Source organism: Emticicia sp. CRIBPO (assembly GCF_009905725.1).
GTDB lineage: Bacteria > Bacteroidota > Bacteroidia > Cytophagales > Spirosomataceae > Leadbetterella.
This window is the reverse complement of sequence record NZ_JAAAKV010000005.1, coordinates 167,432-188,341: the sequence shown is the minus strand read 5'-3', so window position 1 is coordinate 188,341 and position 20,910 is coordinate 167,432. Positions and strand designations below refer to the sequence as shown.

Annotated in this window: 21 protein-coding genes; 3 read left to right on the top strand and 18 right to left on the bottom strand. The window is 42.3% G+C overall.

The genetic code is table 11. The features are described from left to right. The first annotated feature begins 100 nt into the window (after positions 1-100). A protein-coding gene (prfB, locus tag GVN16_RS11960; RefSeq protein WP_166564133.1) for a peptide chain release factor 2 occupies positions 101-1,178 on the top strand; the annotation gives its coding sequence in 2 pieces (ribosomal slippage) (positions 101-151 and positions 153-1,178; 1,077 coding nt in all). A gap of 31 nt (positions 1,179-1,209) precedes the next feature. On the opposite strand, the gene GVN16_RS11955 is transcribed toward prfB, so the two are convergent. From GVN16_RS11955 to GVN16_RS11945, 3 genes are all read right to left on the bottom strand, one after another. Then, on the bottom strand, positions 1,210-1,704 hold the full coding sequence (locus GVN16_RS11955) for a hypothetical protein (protein WP_166564132.1): 495 nt from the start codon (positions 1,702-1,704) through the stop codon (positions 1,210-1,212). Between the two features lie 69 nt (positions 1,705-1,773). Then, complete coding sequence (locus GVN16_RS11950) at positions 1,774-1,917, bottom strand: hypothetical protein (protein WP_166564131.1); 144 nt, start codon at positions 1,915-1,917, stop codon at positions 1,774-1,776. Positions 1,918-2,095: 178 nt separating this feature from the next. Then, a complete protein-coding gene (locus tag GVN16_RS11945; RefSeq protein ID WP_166564130.1) occupies positions 2,096-2,878 on the bottom strand; it encodes a (Fe-S)-binding protein in 783 nt (260 codons plus the stop codon). A gap of 257 nt (positions 2,879-3,135) precedes the next feature. Here GVN16_RS11945 and GVN16_RS11940 point away from each other — a divergent pair, with 257 nt between their 5' ends. After that, positions 3,136-4,599 (top strand): tagaturonate reductase, encoded by a 1,464-nt coding sequence (locus GVN16_RS11940; protein WP_166564129.1) that lies wholly within the window; start codon positions 3,136-3,138, stop codon positions 4,597-4,599. Positions 4,600-4,672: 73 nt separating this feature from the next. Here the strand turns inward: GVN16_RS11940 and GVN16_RS11935 are convergent, their stop codons facing one another. From GVN16_RS11935 to GVN16_RS11925, 3 genes are read right to left on the bottom strand one after another with little or no spacing between them, the layout of a single operon-like run. Beyond that, the gene (locus GVN16_RS11935) at positions 4,673-5,911 is read right to left on the bottom strand and encodes a DEAD/DEAH box helicase (RefSeq protein WP_166564128.1); all 1,239 of its coding nucleotides are present in this window, start codon (positions 5,909-5,911) and stop codon (positions 4,673-4,675) included. A gap of 20 nt (positions 5,912-5,931) precedes the next feature. Next, the gene (locus GVN16_RS11930) at positions 5,932-6,264 is read right to left on the bottom strand and encodes an RNA-binding protein (RefSeq protein WP_166564127.1); all 333 of its coding nucleotides are present in this window, start codon (positions 6,262-6,264) and stop codon (positions 5,932-5,934) included. Positions 6,265-6,282: 18 nt separating this feature from the next. Further along, positions 6,283-6,993: an ATP-binding cassette domain-containing protein gene (locus GVN16_RS11925; protein WP_166564126.1), complete on the bottom strand. Its 711-nt coding sequence runs from the start codon at positions 6,991-6,993 to the stop codon at positions 6,283-6,285. A gap of 222 nt (positions 6,994-7,215) precedes the next feature. Here GVN16_RS11925 and GVN16_RS11920 point away from each other — a divergent pair, with 222 nt between their 5' ends. Further along, positions 7,216-8,460, top strand: a complete 1,245-nt coding sequence (locus tag GVN16_RS11920; protein ID WP_229244140.1) for a DEAD/DEAH box helicase — start codon at positions 7,216-7,218, stop codon at positions 8,458-8,460. 4 nt (positions 8,461-8,464) lie between these two features. Here the strand turns inward: GVN16_RS11920 and GVN16_RS11915 are convergent, their stop codons facing one another. The 12 genes from GVN16_RS11915 to GVN16_RS11860 all read right to left on the bottom strand — a co-directional run bounded on the left by GVN16_RS11915 (position 8,465) and on the right by GVN16_RS11860 (position 20,870). Beyond that, positions 8,465-9,739, bottom strand: coding sequence for a pitrilysin family protein (locus tag GVN16_RS11915; protein WP_166564125.1), 1,275 nt, complete (start codon positions 9,737-9,739; stop codon positions 8,465-8,467). Between the two features lie 149 nt (positions 9,740-9,888). Further along, positions 9,889-10,065: a hypothetical protein gene (locus GVN16_RS11910; protein ID WP_166564124.1), complete on the bottom strand. Its 177-nt coding sequence runs from the start codon at positions 10,063-10,065 to the stop codon at positions 9,889-9,891. A gap of 332 nt (positions 10,066-10,397) precedes the next feature. Beyond that, positions 10,398-11,789 carry an NADH-quinone oxidoreductase subunit N gene (locus tag GVN16_RS11905; protein WP_166564123.1) on the bottom strand — a complete coding sequence of 464 codons (1,392 nt, stop codon included), beginning with the start codon at positions 11,787-11,789 and terminating at the stop codon, positions 10,398-10,400. Between the two features lie 63 nt (positions 11,790-11,852). Continuing rightward, the gene (locus GVN16_RS11900; RefSeq protein ID WP_166564122.1) at positions 11,853-13,301 is read right to left on the bottom strand and encodes a NuoM family protein; all 1,449 of its coding nucleotides are present in this window, start codon (positions 13,299-13,301) and stop codon (positions 11,853-11,855) included. A 31-nt stretch (positions 13,302-13,332) separates the two neighbouring features. Further along, the gene (gene nuoL / locus GVN16_RS11895; protein ID WP_166564121.1) at positions 13,333-15,285 is read right to left on the bottom strand and encodes an NADH-quinone oxidoreductase subunit L; all 1,953 of its coding nucleotides are present in this window, start codon (positions 15,283-15,285) and stop codon (positions 13,333-13,335) included. A 40-nt stretch (positions 15,286-15,325) separates the two neighbouring features. After that, a complete protein-coding gene (nuoK, locus tag GVN16_RS11890) occupies positions 15,326-15,655 on the bottom strand; it encodes an NADH-quinone oxidoreductase subunit NuoK (protein WP_166564120.1) in 330 nt (109 codons plus the stop codon). A 135-nt stretch (positions 15,656-15,790) separates the two neighbouring features. Continuing rightward, on the bottom strand, positions 15,791-16,606 hold the full coding sequence (locus GVN16_RS11885; protein WP_166564363.1) for a 3'-5' exonuclease: 816 nt from the start codon (positions 16,604-16,606) through the stop codon (positions 15,791-15,793). Positions 16,607-16,803: 197 nt separating this feature from the next. Then, a complete protein-coding gene (locus GVN16_RS11880) occupies positions 16,804-17,226 on the bottom strand; it encodes a hypothetical protein (RefSeq protein WP_166564119.1) in 423 nt (140 codons plus the stop codon). A gap of 101 nt (positions 17,227-17,327) precedes the next feature. Beyond that, entirely contained in the window at positions 17,328-17,894 is a 567-nt protein-coding gene (locus tag GVN16_RS11875) for a Crp/Fnr family transcriptional regulator (RefSeq protein WP_166564118.1), read from the bottom strand. 2 nt (positions 17,895-17,896) lie between these two features. Then, positions 17,897-19,063 carry an exo-beta-N-acetylmuramidase NamZ domain-containing protein gene (locus tag GVN16_RS11870; RefSeq protein WP_166564117.1) on the bottom strand — a complete coding sequence of 389 codons (1,167 nt, stop codon included), beginning with the start codon at positions 19,061-19,063 and terminating at the stop codon, positions 17,897-17,899. Between the two features lie 15 nt (positions 19,064-19,078). Further along, the gene (locus GVN16_RS11865) at positions 19,079-19,306 is read right to left on the bottom strand and encodes a DUF6814 family protein (protein WP_166564116.1); all 228 of its coding nucleotides are present in this window, start codon (positions 19,304-19,306) and stop codon (positions 19,079-19,081) included. Positions 19,307-19,316: 10 nt separating this feature from the next. Beyond that, complete coding sequence (locus tag GVN16_RS11860) at positions 19,317-20,870, bottom strand: MFS transporter (protein ID WP_166564115.1); 1,554 nt, start codon at positions 20,868-20,870, stop codon at positions 19,317-19,319. Positions 20,871-20,910: the final 40 nt, after the last annotated feature.

Sequence of the window (20,910 nt, the reverse complement as noted above, 5' to 3'; positions counted from 1 at the left end):
TAACTTTGCGGCTTCTGAAACAGAATTTCGTTGTGAATACCCCTGAAAACCTGTTCCGGAATATTCAAATTAATCAATTTATTAACATTTTAAGGAAATCATGACAACAGAAGCGTTGAAAGATTTGAGAGCCAGAGTGACGGCACTGAGGAGGTATCTTTGACTACGATAGCAGAAAAGAAAAACTCGGAGATCTAGAAAATCAGCAGGCACAACCAGAGTTCTGGAATGATTCGGAACTGGCCCAAAAAGTGGTTAAAGACATTCAGGTGATGAAAAACTGGACGGAGGCTTATGAAGAAGCCGAAAACTCCATGAGTGACCTGGAAACCCTTCACGAATTTTATCAGCTCGATGAAATTACTGAAGAAGAAATGAAAGCAGAAGGCAAAAAGACCCTGGCTATCATCGAAGCACTGGAATTAAAGAAAATGCTTTCGAATGAAGAAGATCAGTTTTCTGCCATTATTGAAATCAACTCCGGAGCAGGAGGAACTGAAAGCCAGGACTGGGCCAGCATGCTTTACCGCATGTACCTGATGTGGGCACAGAAGCAAGGCTATAAAGTGACTCAGATCGACTGGCAGGATGGTGACGGGGCCGGAATCAAATCCGCTTCAATGCAGATCGACGGTCCGATGGCTTACGGCTATCTGAAATCTGAAAATGGTGTTCACCGCCTTGTGCGTATTTCGCCGTTTGACTCCAACGCCAGGCGTCATACTTCTTTTGCCTCGGTTTATGCGTATCCATTGGTGGATGACTCGATCGAAATTGAAGTAAAAGATGCCGACATCGAAATCCAGACCTCAAGGTCAGGTGGTGCCGGTGGACAGAACGTCAACAAAGTGGAAACCAAGGTTCAGCTTACCCACAAACCTACGGGAATTGTGATCGTTTGCCAGATTGAAAGAAGCCAGCTCAAAAACCGTGAGCATGCTATGGCTATGTTGAAATCAAGGCTGTACCAACTTGAAGTAGAAAAGAGAAATGCTGCCCGTGCAGATATAGAGGCCTCCAAGAAAAACATCGAATGGGGCTCGCAGATCAGGAATTATGTCTTCCATCCTTACAAACTGGTTAAAGATGCCAGAACAGGGGAAGAAACTTCAGATATTCAGTCGGTTATGGATGGAGAGATCAACGACTTCATCAAGGCTTATCTGATGATGGATTAAAACAAAAAAGCTCCCTTAACCGGGAGCTTTTTTATGCTGTCTGATTGACAAAAAATCTTTTGAGATGAGACTCAGATGCTTTCACCTTTCTTTTCTGATGGTATGCGGTCAGGTCCGTAACCATATTATTGATCAGAATGGTATCAGCTGTAATTACCCCGCTTTCCACATATTTTTTCCCTTGTAAAACCGGGAAAAACTTAAGCTCTTCTCCTTCAAGATAAGCCTGTGAACGATCAAAGAAATCAATGTTGAGTGTCTGTCCAAGGTCTTTAAACCAATGGGTAGATGCATCGATCGAACAACCGCTCGGGTTATTAAAGGACTCATCTGCTGCCACCACCACAATTCTGTCTGATTCTATCTTGAAAGAACCTTTCAAAGGAACACCATGAGCTGCCCAGGTTTCTACAGATTGTGTCAGGTATCCGTTAATTTCAGATTTCTCGCTTTCAGTAAGTTCGCGGTTGGTCTGATAAATCCAGACACGTGACTCAGGATGTAAATTTTCAAAATCTGTATACATAATATTTGCTTATATTCAGATTTTAAAACGTCCGATCTTATCAAATGATTCAAACCAGCCCCGCTGATTTTATTCCCAGGCCATAAAACCCTCGTAAGCAAAATAAATAATGGCCAGGTAAAAAATATATTTTACTGCTTTTTTAAGGATTTTGTACGATTTGAATACCAAAGGCTTGTACGCTGCTTTGTCGAATGTTGTTTGCCTTTCCATTTTGTTTGTTTTTTTAATTTGATAAATAAACCCATCAGATAGCGGCGGACGTCATAAGGTCTTCCGTTATTGATGAAACAAAGTTAGAGGAAAGAAGGCGGCTGAGATTGTAAAAAAACGAAAAAGCACCCGGGTGATCCGGGTGCTTTAGCTATAAAAATCCTCGATTCGATACGCTTTAATTCATAGAAGTCAGCAGCAACTCGGCCAGGTCATAAACCTTTACTTCGTGTTCTTTTTCCTTATTTTTGACGCCATCAGACATCATGACCATACAAAACGGACACGCTACAGCAATAGTCCCTGCCCCGGTCTGTAAAGCATCCTCGATCCGTTGGATATTGACATCTTTTTTACCTTTTTCAGGTTCTTTAAACATCTGTCCCCCGCCGGCACCGCAACACAGGCCGTTGGTCTTACATTTTTTCATCTCGACCAACTCAGCATCAAGAGCCCTGATCATATCGCGGGGAGCTTCATAAATGTTATTAGCCCTTCCCAGGTAGCAGGAGTCATGATAAACTATTTTTTGTCCTTTGAAAGACCCTCCTTCCACTTTGAGCTGGCCATTATCAATCAGTTGCTGCAGGTACTGAGAATGGTGTATGACCTCATAATTTCCTCCCAGTTCTGGATATTCGTTCTTCAGGGTATTAAAACAATGAGGGCAGGCTGTCACGATTTTTTTCACCCCGTAACCGTTCAGCACCTGTATATTCTGCTGAGCCAGCATCTGAAATGTAAATTCATTGCCCGCTCTTCTGGCAGGATCACCCGTACAGGCTTCTTCCGTTCCCAGAACCGCAAACTTCACCCCTATCTTATTCAGTATTTTCACAAATGCCACAGTAACTTTTTTATACCGGTCATCAAAGGAACCGGCACAGCCCACCCAGAATAAAATTTCAGGTTCTTCTCCGTTCATGGCCATTTCTGCCATAGTTGGTACTTTATATTCCATATTCCGATTGATTATTTTGATACTGAGTATTGATGAGCAATCCCTCTTAAAACAAAAATAGTATGCTTGCATAACATCTACAAGTTTTTGATCTGTTTTTTAAATCCATATTTGTTTTAAGTTCAAAACGAGGAGATCGTTCCCTTGGATTAAATATAATTCCCATCAAAAAAATGCAAGTTTTAGACGGAAATTAAGTAGATTAGCCCAACATTTTCCCCTAATTTTGATTTTTATCTCTCTTAACCAAAAAAACTATGCTTTTGACCGCAAATACCATTGGAATCTCTGAAAAACCTCCACTAACTGAAAAAGTCCTGCAATTTGGCACCGGTGTTCTTTTAAGAGGATTGTGTGATTTTTTCATTGACAAGGCCAATAAAAAAGGGATTTTTAATGGTAGCGTTGTGATCGTAAAGTCTACTTCGGGAGAGACAGATGAGTTTAAAAACCAGGATAATCTTTATACAGTATGCGTCAGAGGCCTTGAAAAAGGAGCTACTGTAGAAGAAGACCATGTTATCCAGTGTATCAGCCGTGTCTTATCTGCCCAGCAGGAATGGGAAGAGATCCTCAGGACGGCCGAAAACGAAGAACTGAAAATTGTCATTTCCAATACCACCGAGGTAGGGCTTCAATACCATGCAGAAAGTATTCTTGCGACTCCCCCGGTATCTTTTCCGGGCAAACTTACCGCCTGGCTGTATAACCGTTACCAAAAAAATCAGGTTGAAGTGGTCGTTATTCCCACCGAACTGATTGTGGACAATGGTCCTGTGTTAAAAGATCTGGTATTAAAACATGTGGAAGCCAATGGTCTCGAAGCCGGATTTACTCAATGGCTTAACGAAAAAGTGAAGTTTTGCAGCTCTTTGGTTGACCGGATAGTACCGGGCAAACCAAGAGGCGAAGAACTTACCCAACTTTACGAAAAACTGGGTTATGAAGACTCCCTACTCACTATTGCCGAAGCTTACAGGCTGTGGGCCATTGAAGGAGATGAACACGTGAAAGACATTCTTTCGTTTTATGAGGTAGACCTTGGTGTCAAAATCGAAAAAAATATTGAAAAATACAGAGAGCTTAAACTCCGTTTGCTGAATGCCCCTCATACTTTGCTGTGCGGCATGGCGTTTTTATCTGGTTTTGAGACTGTCAAAGATATGATCAATGACGAAATGATGGAGAAATACATCACGATTCTGATGCTGACAGAACTCGGGCCGTCAATCCCTCTGCATCTTGAAACCAAAACTACCCAGAGATACGGCCGTGAGGTGATCGACCGCTTCAGAAATCCGTTCCTGAAGCACCACTGGATCAGCATCACCTTCCAGTATACCATGAAAATGAGAATGAGGGCCATTCCTTTGCTTCTCAACTATTACCAGGTATTTGAAACCGTTCCTCAGTACTTCGCCCGTTGTTTTGCGGCTTATATCCTTTTTATGAAATCTACGAAAGGAGAAGACGGTAAATATTATGGTGAATCCAATGGTGTTTCTTATCCGGTCAACTGTGATGCTGCCGCTTATTTCAGTGAAGTCTGGACCAATCACTCTTTCAATGAGGTTGTCAGTGCTGTGCTTTCCAATAAAGAACTTTGGGGAGCAGATTTACTCGAGCTGAAAGGCTTTGCAGAAAACGTGGAAACGCACCTTTGCAATATGGTTCATGCAGGAGTGAGAGAAGTGGCTGCCGCTCTTAATGTTTATGCCTGATAGCTGGAAAACGGAGGAAGGAGGAAGGAAAAACAGATCTGAATGATCGTTATATTCTTGCTCCGCTGATGAACTACTTCTTTTTCTTCTTTTTGGGCTTGTAGTTTTCGGCCATCTCAATTTCTTTGAAGACGTCTTTCCAGGTATGATTCTCTTCATCCGTAAAGATGAGCGTTTCATCATACGCTTCTTTAGAAATTTCAAGCCTTTCTATAGACTTACCCATGTATTTTTCTATTTCTGACAGCAAAACCTGCTCTTCTGTGCTGCAGAATGAAAGAGCCTGGCCCTTTTGCATTCCCCTGCCGGTACGGCCGATCCTGTGGACGTAATTTTCCGGCTCTTCCGGTATATCATAATTGATAACAAAATCCACGTTGGGAATATCTATCCCCCTGGCACTGACATCTGTAGCCACCAGTATTTTCAACTCCCCTGATTTCAGGCTGTCCATCACCAGCTTTCTTTCCTTATGTTCCTTGCCGCTGTGTATCGCCATCGCCTTGATGCCCACTCGCTCCATGGCACTAACGACCCGGTCTGCACGGACTTTGGTCCTTACAAAAACGACCATTTTGCTGTCCGGATTCTCTTTGATGATACGCTCCAGGAAAAACCTCTTATCATCCATCCCGATAAAAGTAACGGCATGGGTGATGTTCTTGGAAACGGGGTCATCCGGCGAAATCTGTATTCTTATGGCGTTTTTAACCAGTGAATAGGCCAGTTTCTTGATCTTTTCATTGATGGTCGCAGAGAAGAAAAGCGTCTGCCTGTTTTTAGGAAGATAGCGGATCAGGTCTTCGATGTCTTTTATAAAACCCAGATCAAGCATGTGATCGGCTTCGTCGAGAATAAGTACTTCAACAGTAGAAAGGTCGATAAAACCCTGGCTCCTGAGGTCAAAAAGCCGGCCCGGTGTAGCCACCAGCACATCGACCCCTTTGATCAGTCTTGCAATCTGCGGGTCCTGTTCTGTGCCTCCGAAAATAGCAAAGGTTTTGACTTTGGTATATTTCCCGAATTGCTGAAAAGCTTCGGAAATCTGAATGGCCAGTTCATGCGTCGGAGCCATAACTACCGCCCTTATTCCTTCCGGTTTTACAGATTTTTTCTGTTCGTTGATCAGGTTAATAACAGGAATGGCAAAGGCTGCGGTCTTGCCTGTACCTGTCTGAGCGATGGCCAGCACATCTTCTCTCTTCAGAATAGACGGGATGGCCTTGTATTGAATATCTGTCGGGCGTTTAAAGCCCAGTTCCGCGAGGCTCTGCTTGATAAATGGGGAAATCCTGTAGTCTTCAAACCGCATAAAAATGTTTTTTGGTTAAATTATCCCCAGGTTATAACGTCGTTTTTCCCGCCTTTGCCTTTATACCAGTCTCTTGGTGGAGCTTTTTTTTCTTTTTGTTTTTTGTTATCGCCGGTCTTTTCAGACACACTTACCACTATTTTACGGCCATCAAGTTCCGAATTGTTAAGGGCTTTGATAGCTGCTTTGGCCCTGGCTTCATCGGGCATGGTCACAAAACCAAACCCCTTGTTTTGCCTGGTGGCTTTGTCAATGATGATTTTAACCGCACTGACCTCGCCATATTTCTCAAATATCTCTTTGAGGCCAGCTTCTGTAAGTTTGAAAGGTATGCTTCCTACAAAAATATCCATTGCTTTATTCTGTTTAAATCAAGCCGAAGTCAGTTTCCTGAAAATAGCTTCGAGCGAGTTTCCTTCTTTTTTTATTTCACTTAATGCGGCATCTGCCACTATTTCTCCGTGGTTGATGATGATCACACGATCACAGATAGCCTCTACCTCCTGCATAATATGCGTGCTGAGAATGACCGTTTTGTCTTTCCCGACCTGTTTGATCAGTTCCCTGATCTCAACCAGCTGGTTCGGGTCCAGTCCGGTAGTCGGCTCATCCAGAATCAACACAGCAGGATTATGAATCAAAGCCTGGGCCAATCCGACCCTCTGGCGGTATCCTTTTGACAGCTGAGCTATCTTTTTGTGCTTTTCAGGGCCTAAGCCTACTTTTTTAATGATTTCTTCAGTCCGTTCTTTCAGCTGCGATTTACTGAAACCATACAGCGATCCCACAAAATTCAGAAACTCTTCCACGTACATATCGAGATAAAGCGGATTGTGTTCCGGCAGATACCCTATGTGCTTCTTTATCTCTTTTGATTCTGTATCTACGTCCACGCCATTAAGCGTCGCTGTGCCTCCGGTCGGCTTAAGATAGCCGGACAATATCTTCATGGTGGTGGATTTTCCGGCACCATTGGGCCCCAGAAAACCTACAATCTCTCCTTTGCTGATCTCAAAACCTATGTTATTTAAGGCTTTTTGCTGCCCGTAAACTTTGGTAAGGTTTTGTATTTTTATTGACATTTCAGAATCAGGTTTCAGTAATACTTTTCAAAATCGGATTTTGAAAGAATATACAAAATTACGGATAATTTTGCTAGATTTTTCAAATTTCAGACAAAACGCTCATAATAAGGATTTCTTATCCGAAATTAACCGGTTCAAAAACTATTTTCTCTAAAATTGGCAACGAAAGGGTTTTTTTGTCGTATTTTTATATAAATATTAAACTTAACAGATTTCCCTTTGACATTTAAAGATTTTAGTTTTGTCCCTGAACTACTCGATGGTCTGGACGCCATGGGTTTCGAAAAACCTACCCCCATTCAAGAGCAAGCCATCCCTCTCATTCTGGATAACCAGGATTTAATAGCTTGTGCTCAAACCGGAACAGGCAAAACCGCCGCCTTTGTGTTACCGATATTACATAAGATTTTCAGTTCTGATAAAAGACATTTAAATACGCTTATCATTGCCCCTACCAGGGAACTGGCCCTGCAGATTGATCAGCAAGTGGAAGGATTGAGCTATTTTCTGGGTGTAAGCTCTATCCCGGTTTACGGAGGTGGAGACGGTGAAACTTTTGTTCAGCAAAAAAGGGCCCTTGAACAGGGAGCTGAACTGGTGATTGCCACACCAGGCCGCCTTATTGCCTTGCTGAATTCTGGCCAGATCAAATTCAATGATCTTCAGCACCTGGTCCTGGATGAAGCCGACAGGATGCTGGATATGGGTTTTTTCAACGATATCCTGAAAATCATCAGCTATCTTCCGGCCAAAAGGCAGACCATTCTTTTCTCTGCCACGATGCCACCCAATATCCGGAAGCTGGCCTCAAAAATCCTGACAGATCCTAAACAAGTCAACATAGCGATTTCCAAACCTGCAGAGGGCATTAATCAGCAAGCCTACGTGGTTTACGAAAACCAGAAGAAAAATCTCCTCAAAAACATCCTCAGTAACCCCGACTTCAAAAGTATCATTGTCTTCGCTTCAACCAAAGAAAATGTTAAAACCCTCGAAAAAGAACTGGTTTACCAGGATTTTGAAGTGAAAGGTTTCCATTCAGACCTTGACCAGTCGGAACGTGAAAAAATCATGATCGGGTTTAAAAGCAAGAAAACAAGAATTCTGATCGGAACGGATATTCTTTCGAGAGGGATTGATGTGGAAGGCATAGATCTGGTCATTAATTATGACACTCCGTCTGACCCGGAGGATTATATTCACAGGATCGGGAGAACAGCCAGAGCTGAAAGCCAGGGCACTGCCATTACTTTTATCAACGAAAAAGACCAGCGTAAATTCTTCAGGATTGAAAGCCTGATAGGCAAAGACATACCGAAGCTTGAAATCCCAGAATCACTGGGCAAAGGGCCGGAATACGACCCGTCTAAGAACCGCGGAGATGTAAAGAAGAAGGTATTTAACAAGCAAAAGAAGAACTTTAAGAAAAGAAGACCCGCCGAAAACAAAAACACCCCTTCCTGACCGCTTAAAGGCTTCCTACTACCACCTGTGAGAGGTTTTCCAGTCTGAGGTGCACATTGGCGGCCTCAAGCAAGTCTTCGGACGTTACAGCTTGTATCCTGGGAATAAAGTCAGCGTAGAAGTTCCCGTCCAGTCCTTCGAAAATAATGGCTTTGTGCTTGTCCATTACTTCAAAAGGCGTGTTTATTCCTCCGATCAGCGATCCCGCCATGTAGTTTTTAACAAGACCCAGTTCTTCTTCTGTAACCGGGTTGATTTGAAGTTCCCTGATCTCTTTATGAATCTCGTCTATAGTTTCCTGTGTATTTTCTGCTTTTACATCTGTGCCGATGATAAAATAACCGGTATCTACCAATGGAACCAGCGATGAAGATATGCCGTAGGTAAAGCCTTTTTCTTCCCTGATGTTTTTCATCAGCCTGCTTCCGAAATACCCTCCCAGGATCGTATTAAGAACCACAAATTTATAGAAGTCAGAGTGCTTCCTGTTAAACATCCTCTGACCGATCCTGATTGAAGACTGCAGGGCTTCTTCTTTAACCACTACTTTTGATTCGGGGGTATAAGCCCCTGGTATTTCAGATGAGATTACCTGTGTATTTTTTGAAAGGCTCTTCGTCCCCAATGTTTTTGAAATCGAAAGGATATTCTGCTCTGTAAAATTCCCTGAGAAGAATATCTTAAACAACTGCCCGGACACCTGGCTGCCGTAAAAATCAACAATATCCTGCCTTTCAACAGCATTGATTTCATCTGTATCAAGTGATTTTCCGAAATAATGATCTCCGAAGATCAGTTTCCTGATCTCCATACTGCCCAGAAAAGCCGTTTTCTCTTTATTAACCTTAAAAGACTGCAGGTTGATACTCTTCTGGGTAGAAAGCTCCTCCTGGGGGAAGACAGAGTCATCAATCAGCTCTGCGATCAGCTCCAGGTATCTTTCAAAATGTGTGGTAAGACCATGTAAAATAACATAAAGCCTCTCCTGGTTTTGAGAAACCTCCACAAACCCGCCATATTGATCAAAATACTCCAGCACCTGGTGAGCAGACATACGGCTGGTCCCGCCCAGCATCAGTTTAGAGGTGAAGAATGACTGTCCGAATTTACTCCCATAAAGCGATCCTGCATCAAAAACCAATTCAATCTTAAAGACTTCAAGGTTTTCCGCGGGTAGCAGGTAAAGTTCTATTCCGTTACTTAAAACCTGTTTCTGTATGGATTTAAGATTTACACTTTGGGATGAAAAGAATTCGGGGACCTGGGTTCTGTTGAGCATTATCAAAAGTTAAATTCAAAAATAATCAATTCTCTAAAGGAATCGAATTTTATTTCCGGAAAGAATCAGCAATCGGTATCTGGTGAAGTATATAACAACAAAAAAGCCTCATCGGTAAGACAAGGCTCTTTCAAAAAAATAATTAAAAATTATTTTTTAGTAGTGTCAGCAGCAGCTGTAGTGTCAACTGGAGCAACAGTAGTATCAACTTCTGGAGCAGCAGCTAGAGTGTCAGCAGACTCAGTAGCTTCAGTAGTTTCAGCTGATGTACAAGCTGCGAAAGTTGCCATTCCGGCTACGAATAAGATTGCAAATACTTTTTTCATTTCTTTAAATTTGTTTATTGTTACAAATACAGTTCAAATTTAAGGGAATTTTAAGAATAGATGCAAGTTTTCTTAAAAATAAATTAAAATTTCTTTAAAAATCATTTAAAAATGGTCTAAAAAATGGGAATTATCCTATTTTAAGCCTTTCTGACCTTAATTTCATCATAAATAAGTTCCGTTTCTGCCTTAAGAATATCTAAAAGAGCTTTAAGCTTGTTATGGTTTATCCATGCATAGCCCCACTGTATGGCCGGAAACGCCTGAAAACAAAATAGCCAGGAAACCGATTGATTTTCCTGGCTATTTATATGAGGGCTTATCCCTGAGGCTTAGAAGAAACTTCTGACAAGATTAGGGAATAAGCCGAAAATGATGGTCCCAAGTGTGGTAAGGAATAAACAAACCTTAACGGCCGGATAAATTTCAATCGTATTGCTGTTTTCTGTATCCTTAAATAAGGCTGCAATGATTGGTTTGAAATAGTAATATATACCCACAGCAGACATGATCACCGCAAAAACAAGCAGCCAGGTAAGGTTTCTGTAAGCCGCATCTGAAAACACGAAAAACTTACCCCAGAAACCGGCCGTCAGAGGAATCCCGGATAACGAGAACAATGAGATACTTAAAATAACAGCCAGGAAAGGGCTTTTCTTTAAAAGGCCGTTGAATACCGAAATAGATTCATTCGGTCTGCCGTTTTCAAGCGTATTTTTCGAAACTACCATCAGTACCCCGAAAGCAGAGATAGAAGCCAGGGAGTAGCTGACAGAATAAAACGCCAGGGATTCTTCCGACTGGTTACTCATTCCGATCACACTTAATAACATATAACCTGCCTGCGAAATACTGGAGAACGCAAGCAGTCTTTTAAAGCTGCTCTGATAAACGGCTGAAATGTTTCCTATAGAAAGACTTAATACAATGGCTCCGATAATGAGATTTGACCAGACTGCAAATTCAGAAGAGAAAGACACGCTGATCAGTTTAAAAATGGCATAAAAACCGGCCGTTTTCACGACAGTTGCCATAAAGGTGGTGAAGAACGTGGGAGCTCCTTCGTAAACGTCCGCTGTCCAGAAGTGGAAGGGAGCAGCCGAAACCTTAAAGAGCAAGCCTATCAGCATAAAAAATATACCGATCCAGAAAAATATTTTACCTTCATGGCTGCTTTTAATCAGGGCCATTGAAGCTGATATATTGAATGAGCCTGTAGCTCCGTAATACATCGCTATACCAAACAAAAGAATACCGGTAGCAAAAGACCCCATTAAAAAGTATTTCAATGCCGCCTCATTTCCTCTCAGATTCCTTTTGTCGCTTCCTGTAAGAACATACAAAGCCACAGAGAGTATTTCAATACCTACAAAAAGCATGATCAGATTTTGAAAACTCACCATGATGATGGCTCCCACAAGCGACATTTGCATGATGGCGTAATACTCAGCCGGATGGGCTGTTTCGTCATCAAAACGCCCTGCTGACAGAGGCAATATCAATATTGCCGTGATCAGGATGATGGCTCCGAAAATGATGGAAGTATTATTAATGTCAATCATGGCATTAAAATACAAACCCGGTTTATTCCAATCCAGAAAACCGGCAGCCACCGCAATCAGCAGAAAAAGGATGGTGGCAGGCAATAGAATTTTCCGGGACTTTAAGAATCCTAAAAATAATGTAATTAAACCTGTTATTGACAGTATAACAATTGGATACATAAAGATTAAAATTTATCTTGATTCTCCTAAGGAAAAGCCCTTTCAGAAAATTTAATGTTCTTTTTATTTAGCTAACTGAAGCAGGTTGAGAACAACCGGCTCACTAATTTTCAGGAAAAAGTTTGGAAAAACACCCATCAGGATCACCGCTGCTGCGATCGGAGCCAGCACCAGGACTTCACTGGTTTTAAGGTCCGTGAAGTTCTCTGTGTTATGGGTAATATTCCCAAACATAGATCTCTGCATCAGCCTTAACATATACACAGCTCCCAAAATGATGGTCAGACCGGCAAATGCTCCGAAATAAGGATTGAAATCAAAAACACCTTTCAATAACAGGAACTCACCGATAAAGCCGTTGGTAAGCGGTAAAGCCACACTACCCAAAAGGATGATCATAAATAATACAGACAAAACAGGTGCTTTCTGAGTAATCCCGCCTAAAGAAGGAAGGTCTCTCCTCCCGGTTCTGTCATATATGATCTTAAGTATAAAAAATAAACCGACAGCATTGATCCCGTGAGCAAGCATCTGCAAAATGGCTCCCTGAATTCCTGAAAGGTTTCCGGTAAATACACCCGCAGACATCAGACCCATGTGAGCGAAAGACGAATAAGCAATCATCCGCTTGATGTTATTTTGTCTGATCGCAATGATCGAACCGTACACAAGACCAATCAGAGAAAGTACTATAGCTATGGTAGCATAATCTTTAAATCCTGCAGGAGACAATGGAAGAAGTATTCTGATTAAACCGAATACGCCCATTTTTGAAAGCAACCCTGACAAAAGCATGGTAGCAGGTGTCGGTGATTCTGTATAAGCATCCGGTTGCCAGGTATGAAAAGGAAAAACGGGCATTTTAATCGCAAATGCTATAAAAAAAGCTCCGAATAAAAGATGCTGAAGAGCCGGAGGTAAAAGCACTGCCGTTTGTTTAAGGGCCGCAATGTCGGCAGTTTGTCCTCTCATATATAATGTAACAAAAGCCACCAGCATCAGTAAACTTCCAAACATGGTGTAAACAAACATTTTGAATGTGATCTTCGGACCTCTTTCCCCGCCCCAGTAGGTAGCAAGGAAATAAACAGGAATCAAAGCCGCTTCAAAGCAAAAATAAAACAAGAAGATATCGTCTGCTGCAAAAACACCGACCAAAGCCGATTGTGTAAACAGGATCAGTGCATATAATACTGAGGCGTTTTTGTAAGCGACCCTGTAAGATGAAAGGATAACCAAGGGTATCAGGAATGAAGTAAGTCCGACCATCAGCAGGCTGATGCCATCCAGGTTTACCTGAAACTTAATTCCCAGTTCTTTCACCCAATCGGCAGAAAAAAGAAGCTGGCCTTTGTTTTTGGCAAAACCACAAGCCGCATAGATAAATATCAAAAACTCCGACAGGGCCAGAACGAGGGCTACATTTTTAGTAAAACTCTGAGGCCTGCCCTTTAAAAAAAGTAATAAGAATGCTCCGATCAAAGGCAATAAAATCAGTAAAAGCGTTATCATATAAGCAGTTTGCTAATTTTGAATAAATAAATTATTTTCCCGGTATTTGAATTTCCGGTTTCGCTGCTGCTTCCATTAAAAAGGGATACAGATTGAAAGCCAGTATTAAAACAATACAAAATGTCATCAAGAATAAATAGAATGCAATACTTCCGGTCTGGATTCTTCTGACATACTTACTTAACCAGTTGACCAGTTTTCCTACACCATCAACCAGGCCGTCTAATATTTTAGTATCAAAAATATTTCCCAGAAAGGACGAAAAGGCCAACACCGGTTTGATGAAAATCGCCGTATAGATTTCGTCGATGTAATATTTCTGATAAACCACATTTTTCAGTCCGCCGATCTCGCTGTCTTCTGCAGGAATTCCTTTTCCTCTTCCATAAATAGAATAAGCCAGTAAAATGGCCGCTGCCGCCACTGCCACAGATACTCCCATAAGAAGCCACTCGGTGTTGTGATCCAGATGCACTTCTCCGAAAGTCGGAAGAACAGCTTTCGATCCTTCGTAAACCGGTTCAAGGAAGGTCGCTAAACCATGAGGTAAATGGAATACTTCAGGGAAACCGATAAAACCACCCACTATCGAAAGTACAGCAAGGACTATCAGGGGAATGGTCATGCTGGAAGGCGATTCGTGCAGGTGATGTTCCTGGTCGTCTGTTCCTCTGAAACTACCGGTAAAGGTCAGGAAAAACAATCTGAACATATAAAATGCTGTCATGAAAGAACCTAACAGAGCCAGTGCCCACATCAGTTTGCTGTGGGTATACACATGAGCAAATATTTCATCTTTAGAGAAAAATCCGGCAAAAGGAGGAATACCCGATATCGCGATAGTACCTATCAGGAAGGTAATGGCGGTGATCTTTATTTTTGACCAAAGACCTCCCATTTTCCTGATGTCCTGTTCGTTGCTCATAGCGTGAATGACGCTACCCGCACCAAGGAACAAAAGGGCTTTAAAGAAAGCGTGGGTGATCACATGGAAGAATCCCGAAGTATAGGCCATTACACCGAGGCCCAAAAACATATAACCTAACTGAGATACTGTTGAATAAGCCAGTACTTTCTTAATATCATTCTGAAACAAACCGATGGTAGCACCGAGTAAAGCCGTTGCCAATCCTATCCAGGCGACAAATTCAAGCGTGGCAGGAGCCAATGTAAACAATACATTAGATCTGACAATCATATAAATACCCGAGGTAACCATGGTAGCGGCGTGAATCAGGGCTGAAACCGGGGTCGGACCCGCCATCGCATCTGGTAACCAGGTAAACAACGGAATCTGAGCTGATTTACCCATAGCTCCTACAAAAAGGAACACAGTAATGGCCACTATGATACCGCTTCCTGACTCGAAAGATTTGGCTTTTTCGAAAACTTCAAGGTATTCTAACGTTCCGAAATTCTGAATAATAAGGAAAATACCGATCAGGAATCCAAGGTCACCGACACGGTTCATGATAAATGCCTTACGGGCAGCGTTGCCGTAGTCAGGGTTCTTGTTCCAGAATCCGATCAGCAGGTAAGAACAAAGTCCCACGCCTTCCCATCCGATGAACATAACCAGGTAATTGGAACCCATTACCAATAAAAGCATGGCAAAAAGGAAGAGATTCAGATAGGCGAAGAATTTTCCATAACCTTCATCATGGCTCATGTATCCGGCAGAATACAGGTGAATCAAAGTTCCGACACCGGTGATGATAAACAACATGATGATTGAAAGCTGATCCAGCTGGAAAGAAAGGCTTACTTTAAAGTCGCCGACAACAAACCAGTCAAAAACCTGCTCAACAATGACATGCGGATTTTCTTTGAAATTCAAATAAACGATCACTACCGCAATAAATGAAAGCAGGGAAGCACCTATACCAATCGGGGCTACAAGGCTTTTCGGTATTTTTCTAAACCCTAATCCATTAATCAGAAAACCAATCAGCGGAAAAAGGGGAATTAGAGTAAGTATTGACATAACTAAAACGAATTATTTTGATTTCGGTAAGTATGAAGTTTTATCCTCTTAATTTATCTAGTAAACTGATGTCTATGGTCCTGATGTTACGATAGATCATCACAATGATGGCCAAACCAACAGCAACCTCAGCAGCAGCCACGGCCATGATGAAAAATACAAAAACCTGTCCGTGCGGATCAGACCTGTAAGCCGAAAAAGCTATCAAAAGGACATTGACAGCGTTAAGCATAAGCTCAATTGACATAAAAACAATGATCGCATTGCGACGTATGAGCACACCAACTATCCCGATAATAAAGAGCATAGTGGCCAGCAGCACATAGTTTATCAGGGGAATTTGCTTAATTACCTCCGGTATTTCTGACATGACAGCGTTTTGAAACATTCTTGTAAAAATGAAATTTTGGCAAAATTAAGAGATTTAAACTAATTATTCCTTAGAAACATTTTAAATTACATATCAGGAGGCTAAAAACGGCAAGACCTCCGGAATTAAACCACCTTATTTCTCATTCATCATCTTGAGCTTGATCTCGGTCAGTTTTCTTTTGGTGTCGAGCGGAAAATCATTATTAATGATCCAGTCATAATACTGAGGCTCTTTTTTCAACACGTCGGTGACTTTTTTACCGGCATTTTTTCCAAAATTGAAAACGATTTCTCCGCTCTTATTGACGGCCATTCTTTGGGCAAAGTCGACAATCTGGCTGGAAGTAAGACCATGAAGGGTTTCCATGTCATTTTTAATCGGCTCGTATTCTTCTCCTGCCTCGTTTTTGAGTTTAACACCCTCGTACTTTTCCACCTGGGCACAAAGCACTTCCAGGGTTGCCAGGGTATCGGCTTCCGCACTGTGGGCGTTTTCAAGCGATTTATTACAATAGAATTTATAGGCGGCCGACAAGGTACGGGGTTCCATCATATGGAAAATCCTTTGTGCATCTATCAGTTTACGGTTTTTAACCTCAAATATGCTGGTATCAACCCTTAAAAACTCTTCAACGAGCATGGGTACATCAAAGCGGTTGCTATTGAAACCGGCAAGATCGCAACCTTCAAGAAACTGGGCCATCGATTTGGCTACCTGTCTGAAAGTCGGCTCATCTTTTACGTCTTCGTCATAAATACCATGGATAAGACTTGACTCAAGGGGAATGGGCATTTCCGGATTTATCCTTTTCGTCTTTACCTCTACAGTCCCGTCGATTTTCGCTTTGGCAATACAAATCTCAACGATTCTGTCGCGTGACACATTGATGCCCGTAGTTTCGAGGTCAATAAAAGCCACAGGTTTTTTCAGTTTCAGAGAATGAGTCATCATCGGAGCTGCTGTTAGGTAATGAAGTTGACAAAGCGTTTAATCCGATGGCAAAGGTAAAAAAAAGCTTTGGATGATGGGCAGGGTTTGGGAGAGAATGTTTTGGGCTTAAGAATCCGGCATTAAATTCACCGGGTTTTCAAAAAACAACCGTGTTTTTTCCAATGACAGTATTTCAGCAGAAAAAATTGACTGCATCACTTCTTCTCAAAAATAAAAATCAAAAAGGAAGAGCCTCCCGGACCAGGTGTTTTGACATAATATTTCAGGCGGTTCTCATTCAGTTCAGCTACATCAAAACTGGTTTCTCCAATGACCAGCTTTTGATTTTGCGGATTGTATTGATAATTTACTTCAGACGCCTGCTCGGCTATGCCACAGCTCACAACTCCTTTATCAATATACCGTTTCCCATTTTTAAAGGTATAAATATCATCCTGCTGACATAAATCCCACGCATAATAAACTACTGACGACGAACCTGTAGGATTGCTGGAGGGGTTACCATCTTTCATAGCGGCTTTCCAGGTGCCGTTTTGAAGCTGGTCAGTAGGTTTCTGATCTTTATCGCCGCAGGAAAATAAACTAAAAACCAGGAGGAAAAGCACTGTGAATCTCATTGTATATTTTGAATGTTTCGCTTTGTCATCTTAATGTTCTCAAAAATAGCTCTTTTAATCTGTGAACTTCATTTTTAATTAAAAGACAACATCCAGAAAAATTACTTTTCAGACCGGATCCGGCTGAGTGTTTCCTGGGCGATTCCGAGATAAGAGGCAATCATTCCCAGCGGCAGACGGTTATAGATATCCCGGTAAACGATACAGAAGTGGTCGTATTTTTCTCTGGCGGTTGTGAATCTCAAAGAAGTGATGCGTTCAATAAGGTGGCCGAATAAATGTCCCATGGAAAGTCTTGAGTAGCGTTCCATTTCAGGAAAATGCTCAAATAAATAGACCAGGTCATTTACATTTAAACAAAAAGCCTCTGTAGGCTCCAGGGTATCAATATAATAGATGTCTTTTTTCCTCTGCATAAAACTTCTCGGAGAATTCACCCATTCATTTTCAGCACTGAAGTACTCGCATATTTCTTTACCGTCCTTTAAAAAGTAGGTCCGCAGCAACCCTTTCGTAACAAAATAACTGGTGGTACAAATCTGGTCGGCATCATGAACCATTTCTCCTCTCCTGAAACTCTGGAACGTCACCCTGTTGCTCAGTTCATCTTTAAGCTTATCGCTAAGCTTTATGTATTGTGCAAAATGATTAAAGAGATCCTCTTTCATGGTCAATAAAGCAAATAGGGTTTTACATCCTCTTTCCAGCGATTGGTTTGGGTAAGTTCGCAGATGCTTGCAACAAAGTCTTCAAAAGGCAATTCAAACAACTTTTCACTATCAAATATACCCAATAATTTATCAAGATGTTGTTTCCCGGTTGGATTGACATTCGTAGGATATGGTCTCCACTCAAAATGAGCGGGAAACAGATCTTTAATACACCTGATAAATATCAATCCGTTGAATACTGCTTTTACTTCATCATTCCCTTCCGGAATGAACTCTATTCCACGGCACAGCTCCCCCGCATATTTGCTTTCTTCCGGTATAAATTCAGTTTGCCTGAAATGCATACCAATAAGGTGCTGTTTTAGTTTTTCAGAAAGCAATTCCGGATCTATCCAGGGAGCTCCCGATTTTACGAATGCGGAATCTGTACCCCTTCCTTCACTGATATTGGTGGCTTCAAGCAGCCCTGTTCCGGGATATAACAATGCTGTGGTAAAACTTCTCATAGCCGGGGAGGCCGGCACAAAATCAGTCCCCCAGTCAGGATGAAACATTTCTCTTGTCCAGCCCTTGCACCTGGCTACTTTAAGCTCTGCATTGATCTGTTTTTTATCATTAAAATAAAAAGCAAGCTCGCCCATGGTACAGCTATGCCTGAGCGGGATATCCCAGCGGCCAATAAAGCTGGAACAGTGGTCCTCATCCAAACCCGGGCCTTCCGCCAGGTCCATTACGCCGGAAATTGGATTGGGTCTGTCGAATATCACGAGAGGAATGCCGGCTCTGCCACAGGATTCAAGGACGTGTGTCATCGTCCACAAATAAGTATAAAAGCGGGTGCCGATGTCCGGAATATCAAAAAGAACCATGTCAAGATCCTGAAGATCGACGGTTGAAGGTCCCAGTTTCTGACCATAAAGACTGATAACCGGCAAGCCAGTCAGTTCATCCGTATCGTCCTCCATAAATGCTCCGTCTGCTCCGGTGGTAAACAAGCCATGTTCCGGAGCAAAGAGCTTTGTGAGGTTAAACCCTGCTTCAACCAGGGCTTGCCTCACCGGTTTCCCATGAGAAGTGACAGCTGCATGATTGGTCATCAATCCCAGCCTTTTGCTTTTCCACAGAGGATTTTGAAGGATAATTTCCTCGGCTCCGAACGATATCATTACTCCTTTACTGTATTATTCATTTTCTTTAGCCGAAAATTCCCCCTGTATGGCATATAATCCAAATACAGACATTCCCAACGTAATGATCGGGGCCAGGATAAAGCTGTAAATGATGGCCGGAACAAGATCATTGCCTCCCGATTTCCAAAGCGGCACGGCCTGATTAATGATCAGATAATAACCGGCATACAAGCCGATCAGTATCCATAAAACACCTAATATTTTTTTAATCGCATTCATATTTTTAATGTTAATCTTCTATACTTCTGTCTTTACCGTCAATGTAAATCAGGCCGATCACAAAACAGATCCCGGCGATAATCATCGGATAATATAATCCTTGTAAATAAGGCTTTGCAAAAACGGCAGCCTGTCCTAATTCCTCTGCTTTCTTATTGGCTTCATTCGCCTGTGTCGCCAGAAAAGTGGCGATCGCAGGCATCAGACCACCAAAAACACCATTTCCGATGTGGTATGGCAGCGACATAGACGAATACCTGATTTTTGTCGGGAACATTTCCACCAGGAAAGCCGCAATAGGTCCGTAAGCCATCGTCACGAAAACAATCAGGCAGAAAACCAGGCCGATAAGCGTCCATTTATCAGAACTATTGATCCAGATGGTCTTTTTTACTTCTGAATGAATGATTTTACTTTCTGAAATCGTTTCCTTTTTTACCTCCAGATATTTCGATCCATCCGTAAAAGACTTCTGCGTGGTGGTCACAATCAACGAATCCGAGGAACTTCCTGCAACCAATTCTTTTTTGACATCTGGAAGTCCGGAACCTGCAACAATTTCTTTGTGGCTGACATCCACCGTGTTATAAATGGTGTCAAAAATGGGGCGGTAACATATCACAGCCAGCAACATGCCGGTTAGCATGATCCCTTTTCTGCCGATTTTATCAGACAAAGCTCCAAATGCTACAAAAAGCGGCGTTCCCAGGATCAGGGCCCACATCATGATGCTGTTGGCCTGGATGTCATCCAGGTTACAGGTTTTCAGCAGGAAATTCTGTGCGTAAAACTGCCCGGTATACCACACGACCCCCTGGCCCATGGTAGCCCCGAAAAGTGCGAGCAGTACGAATTTAAAATTCAGTTTATTGGCAAACGACTCTTTCAACGGATTCGCAGACGTTTTTCCTTCCGCTTTAGCTTTTTCGAAGAGGGGAGATTCCGACATATTTCTACGTATCAGGAAAGAAACAAACACCATGATGATAGACACCCAGAAAGGCACCCTCCACCCCCAGTCGTCAAAGGTTTCTTTGCTCATCATGCTTTTGGTCAGCATAATCACCGCCAGTGAAACAAAAAGGCCGACCGTGGCAGTGGTTTGAATCCAGGAAGTCCAGAAACCTCTTCTTTCGGCAGGGGAATGTTCTGCCACATAGGTTGCCGCCCCACCATATTCGCCACCAAGGGCAAGTCCCTGCAAAAGCCGCAGAATCAAAACCAGGATAGGAGCCAGTGCCCCGATAGTCTCATAACCAGGGATAAGCCCGATCATAAAAGTAGCCCCACCCATCAGCATAAGGGTGACCATAAATGTGTATTTCCTGCCGATCAGATCGCCGAGCCGGCCGAAAAACAATGCCCCGAATGGCCTGACGACAAAACCTGCAGCAAAAGTGGCTAAGGTATTCAGAAACCCGGCAGTCGGGTCGTCTGTGGGAAAAAATTTGCTGGCGAGTATGGTAGCCAGGCTTCCGAAAATATAAAAGTCATACCATTCAATGAGTGTTCCTACGGATGAAGCCCCGATGATATAGCCAAGGCTCTGTTTCTTTTGAGACATTAATTTGCTTTTTTAAGGTTGAATAAATTTTCTATGGCAG

Bases quoted from the DNA above. Each gene is read 5' to 3' on its own strand.
- GVN16_RS11860 (WP_166564115.1), bottom strand. From the start codon at position 20,870: ATGTCTCAAAAGAAACAGAGCCTTGGCTATATCATCGGGGCTTCATCC.
- nuoK (WP_166564120.1), bottom strand. From the start codon at position 15,655: ATGTCAGAAATACCGGAGGTAATTAAGCAAATTCCCCTGATAAACTAT.
- GVN16_RS11940 (WP_166564129.1), top strand. From the start codon at position 3,136: ATGCTTTTGACCGCAAATACCATTGGAATCTCTGAAAAACCTCCACTA.
- GVN16_RS11955 (WP_166564132.1), bottom strand. From the start codon at position 1,704: ATGTATACAGATTTTGAAAATTTACATCCTGAGTCACGTGTCTGGATT.
- GVN16_RS11885 (WP_166564363.1), bottom strand. From the start codon at position 16,606: ATGACTCATTCTCTGAAACTGAAAAAACCTGTGGCTTTTATTGACCTC.
- GVN16_RS11935 (WP_166564128.1), bottom strand. From the start codon at position 5,911: ATGCGGTTTGAAGACTACAGGATTTCCCCATTTATCAAGCAGAGCCTC.
- GVN16_RS11905 (WP_166564123.1), bottom strand. From the start codon at position 11,789: ATGTATCCAATTGTTATACTGTCAATAACAGGTTTAATTACATTATTT.
- nuoL (WP_166564121.1), bottom strand. From the start codon at position 15,285: ATGTCAATACTTACTCTAATTCCCCTTTTTCCGCTGATTGGTTTTCTG.
- GVN16_RS11950 (WP_166564131.1), bottom strand. From the start codon at position 1,917: ATGGAAAGGCAAACAACATTCGACAAAGCAGCGTACAAGCCTTTGGTA.
- GVN16_RS11915 (WP_166564125.1), bottom strand. From the start codon at position 9,739: ATGCTCAACAGAACCCAGGTCCCCGAATTCTTTTCATCCCAAAGTGTA.
- GVN16_RS11880 (WP_166564119.1), bottom strand. From the start codon at position 17,226: ATGAGATTCACAGTGCTTTTCCTCCTGGTTTTTAGTTTATTTTCCTGC.
- GVN16_RS11925 (WP_166564126.1), bottom strand. From the start codon at position 6,993: ATGTCAATAAAAATACAAAACCTTACCAAAGTTTACGGGCAGCAAAAA.
- GVN16_RS11870 (WP_166564117.1), bottom strand. From the start codon at position 19,063: ATGATATCGTTCGGAGCCGAGGAAATTATCCTTCAAAATCCTCTGTGG.
- GVN16_RS11875 (WP_166564118.1), bottom strand. From the start codon at position 17,894: ATGAAAGAGGATCTCTTTAATCATTTTGCACAATACATAAAGCTTAGC.
- GVN16_RS11865 (WP_166564116.1), bottom strand. From the start codon at position 19,306: ATGAATGCGATTAAAAAAATATTAGGTGTTTTATGGATACTGATCGGC.
- GVN16_RS11930 (WP_166564127.1), bottom strand. From the start codon at position 6,264: ATGGATATTTTTGTAGGAAGCATACCTTTCAAACTTACAGAAGCTGGC.
- GVN16_RS11910 (WP_166564124.1), bottom strand. From the start codon at position 10,065: ATGAAAAAAGTATTTGCAATCTTATTCGTAGCCGGAATGGCAACTTTC.
- GVN16_RS11900 (WP_166564122.1), bottom strand. From the start codon at position 13,301: ATGATAACGCTTTTACTGATTTTATTGCCTTTGATCGGAGCATTCTTA.
- GVN16_RS11945 (WP_166564130.1), bottom strand. From the start codon at position 2,878: ATGGAATATAAAGTACCAACTATGGCAGAAATGGCCATGAACGGAGAA.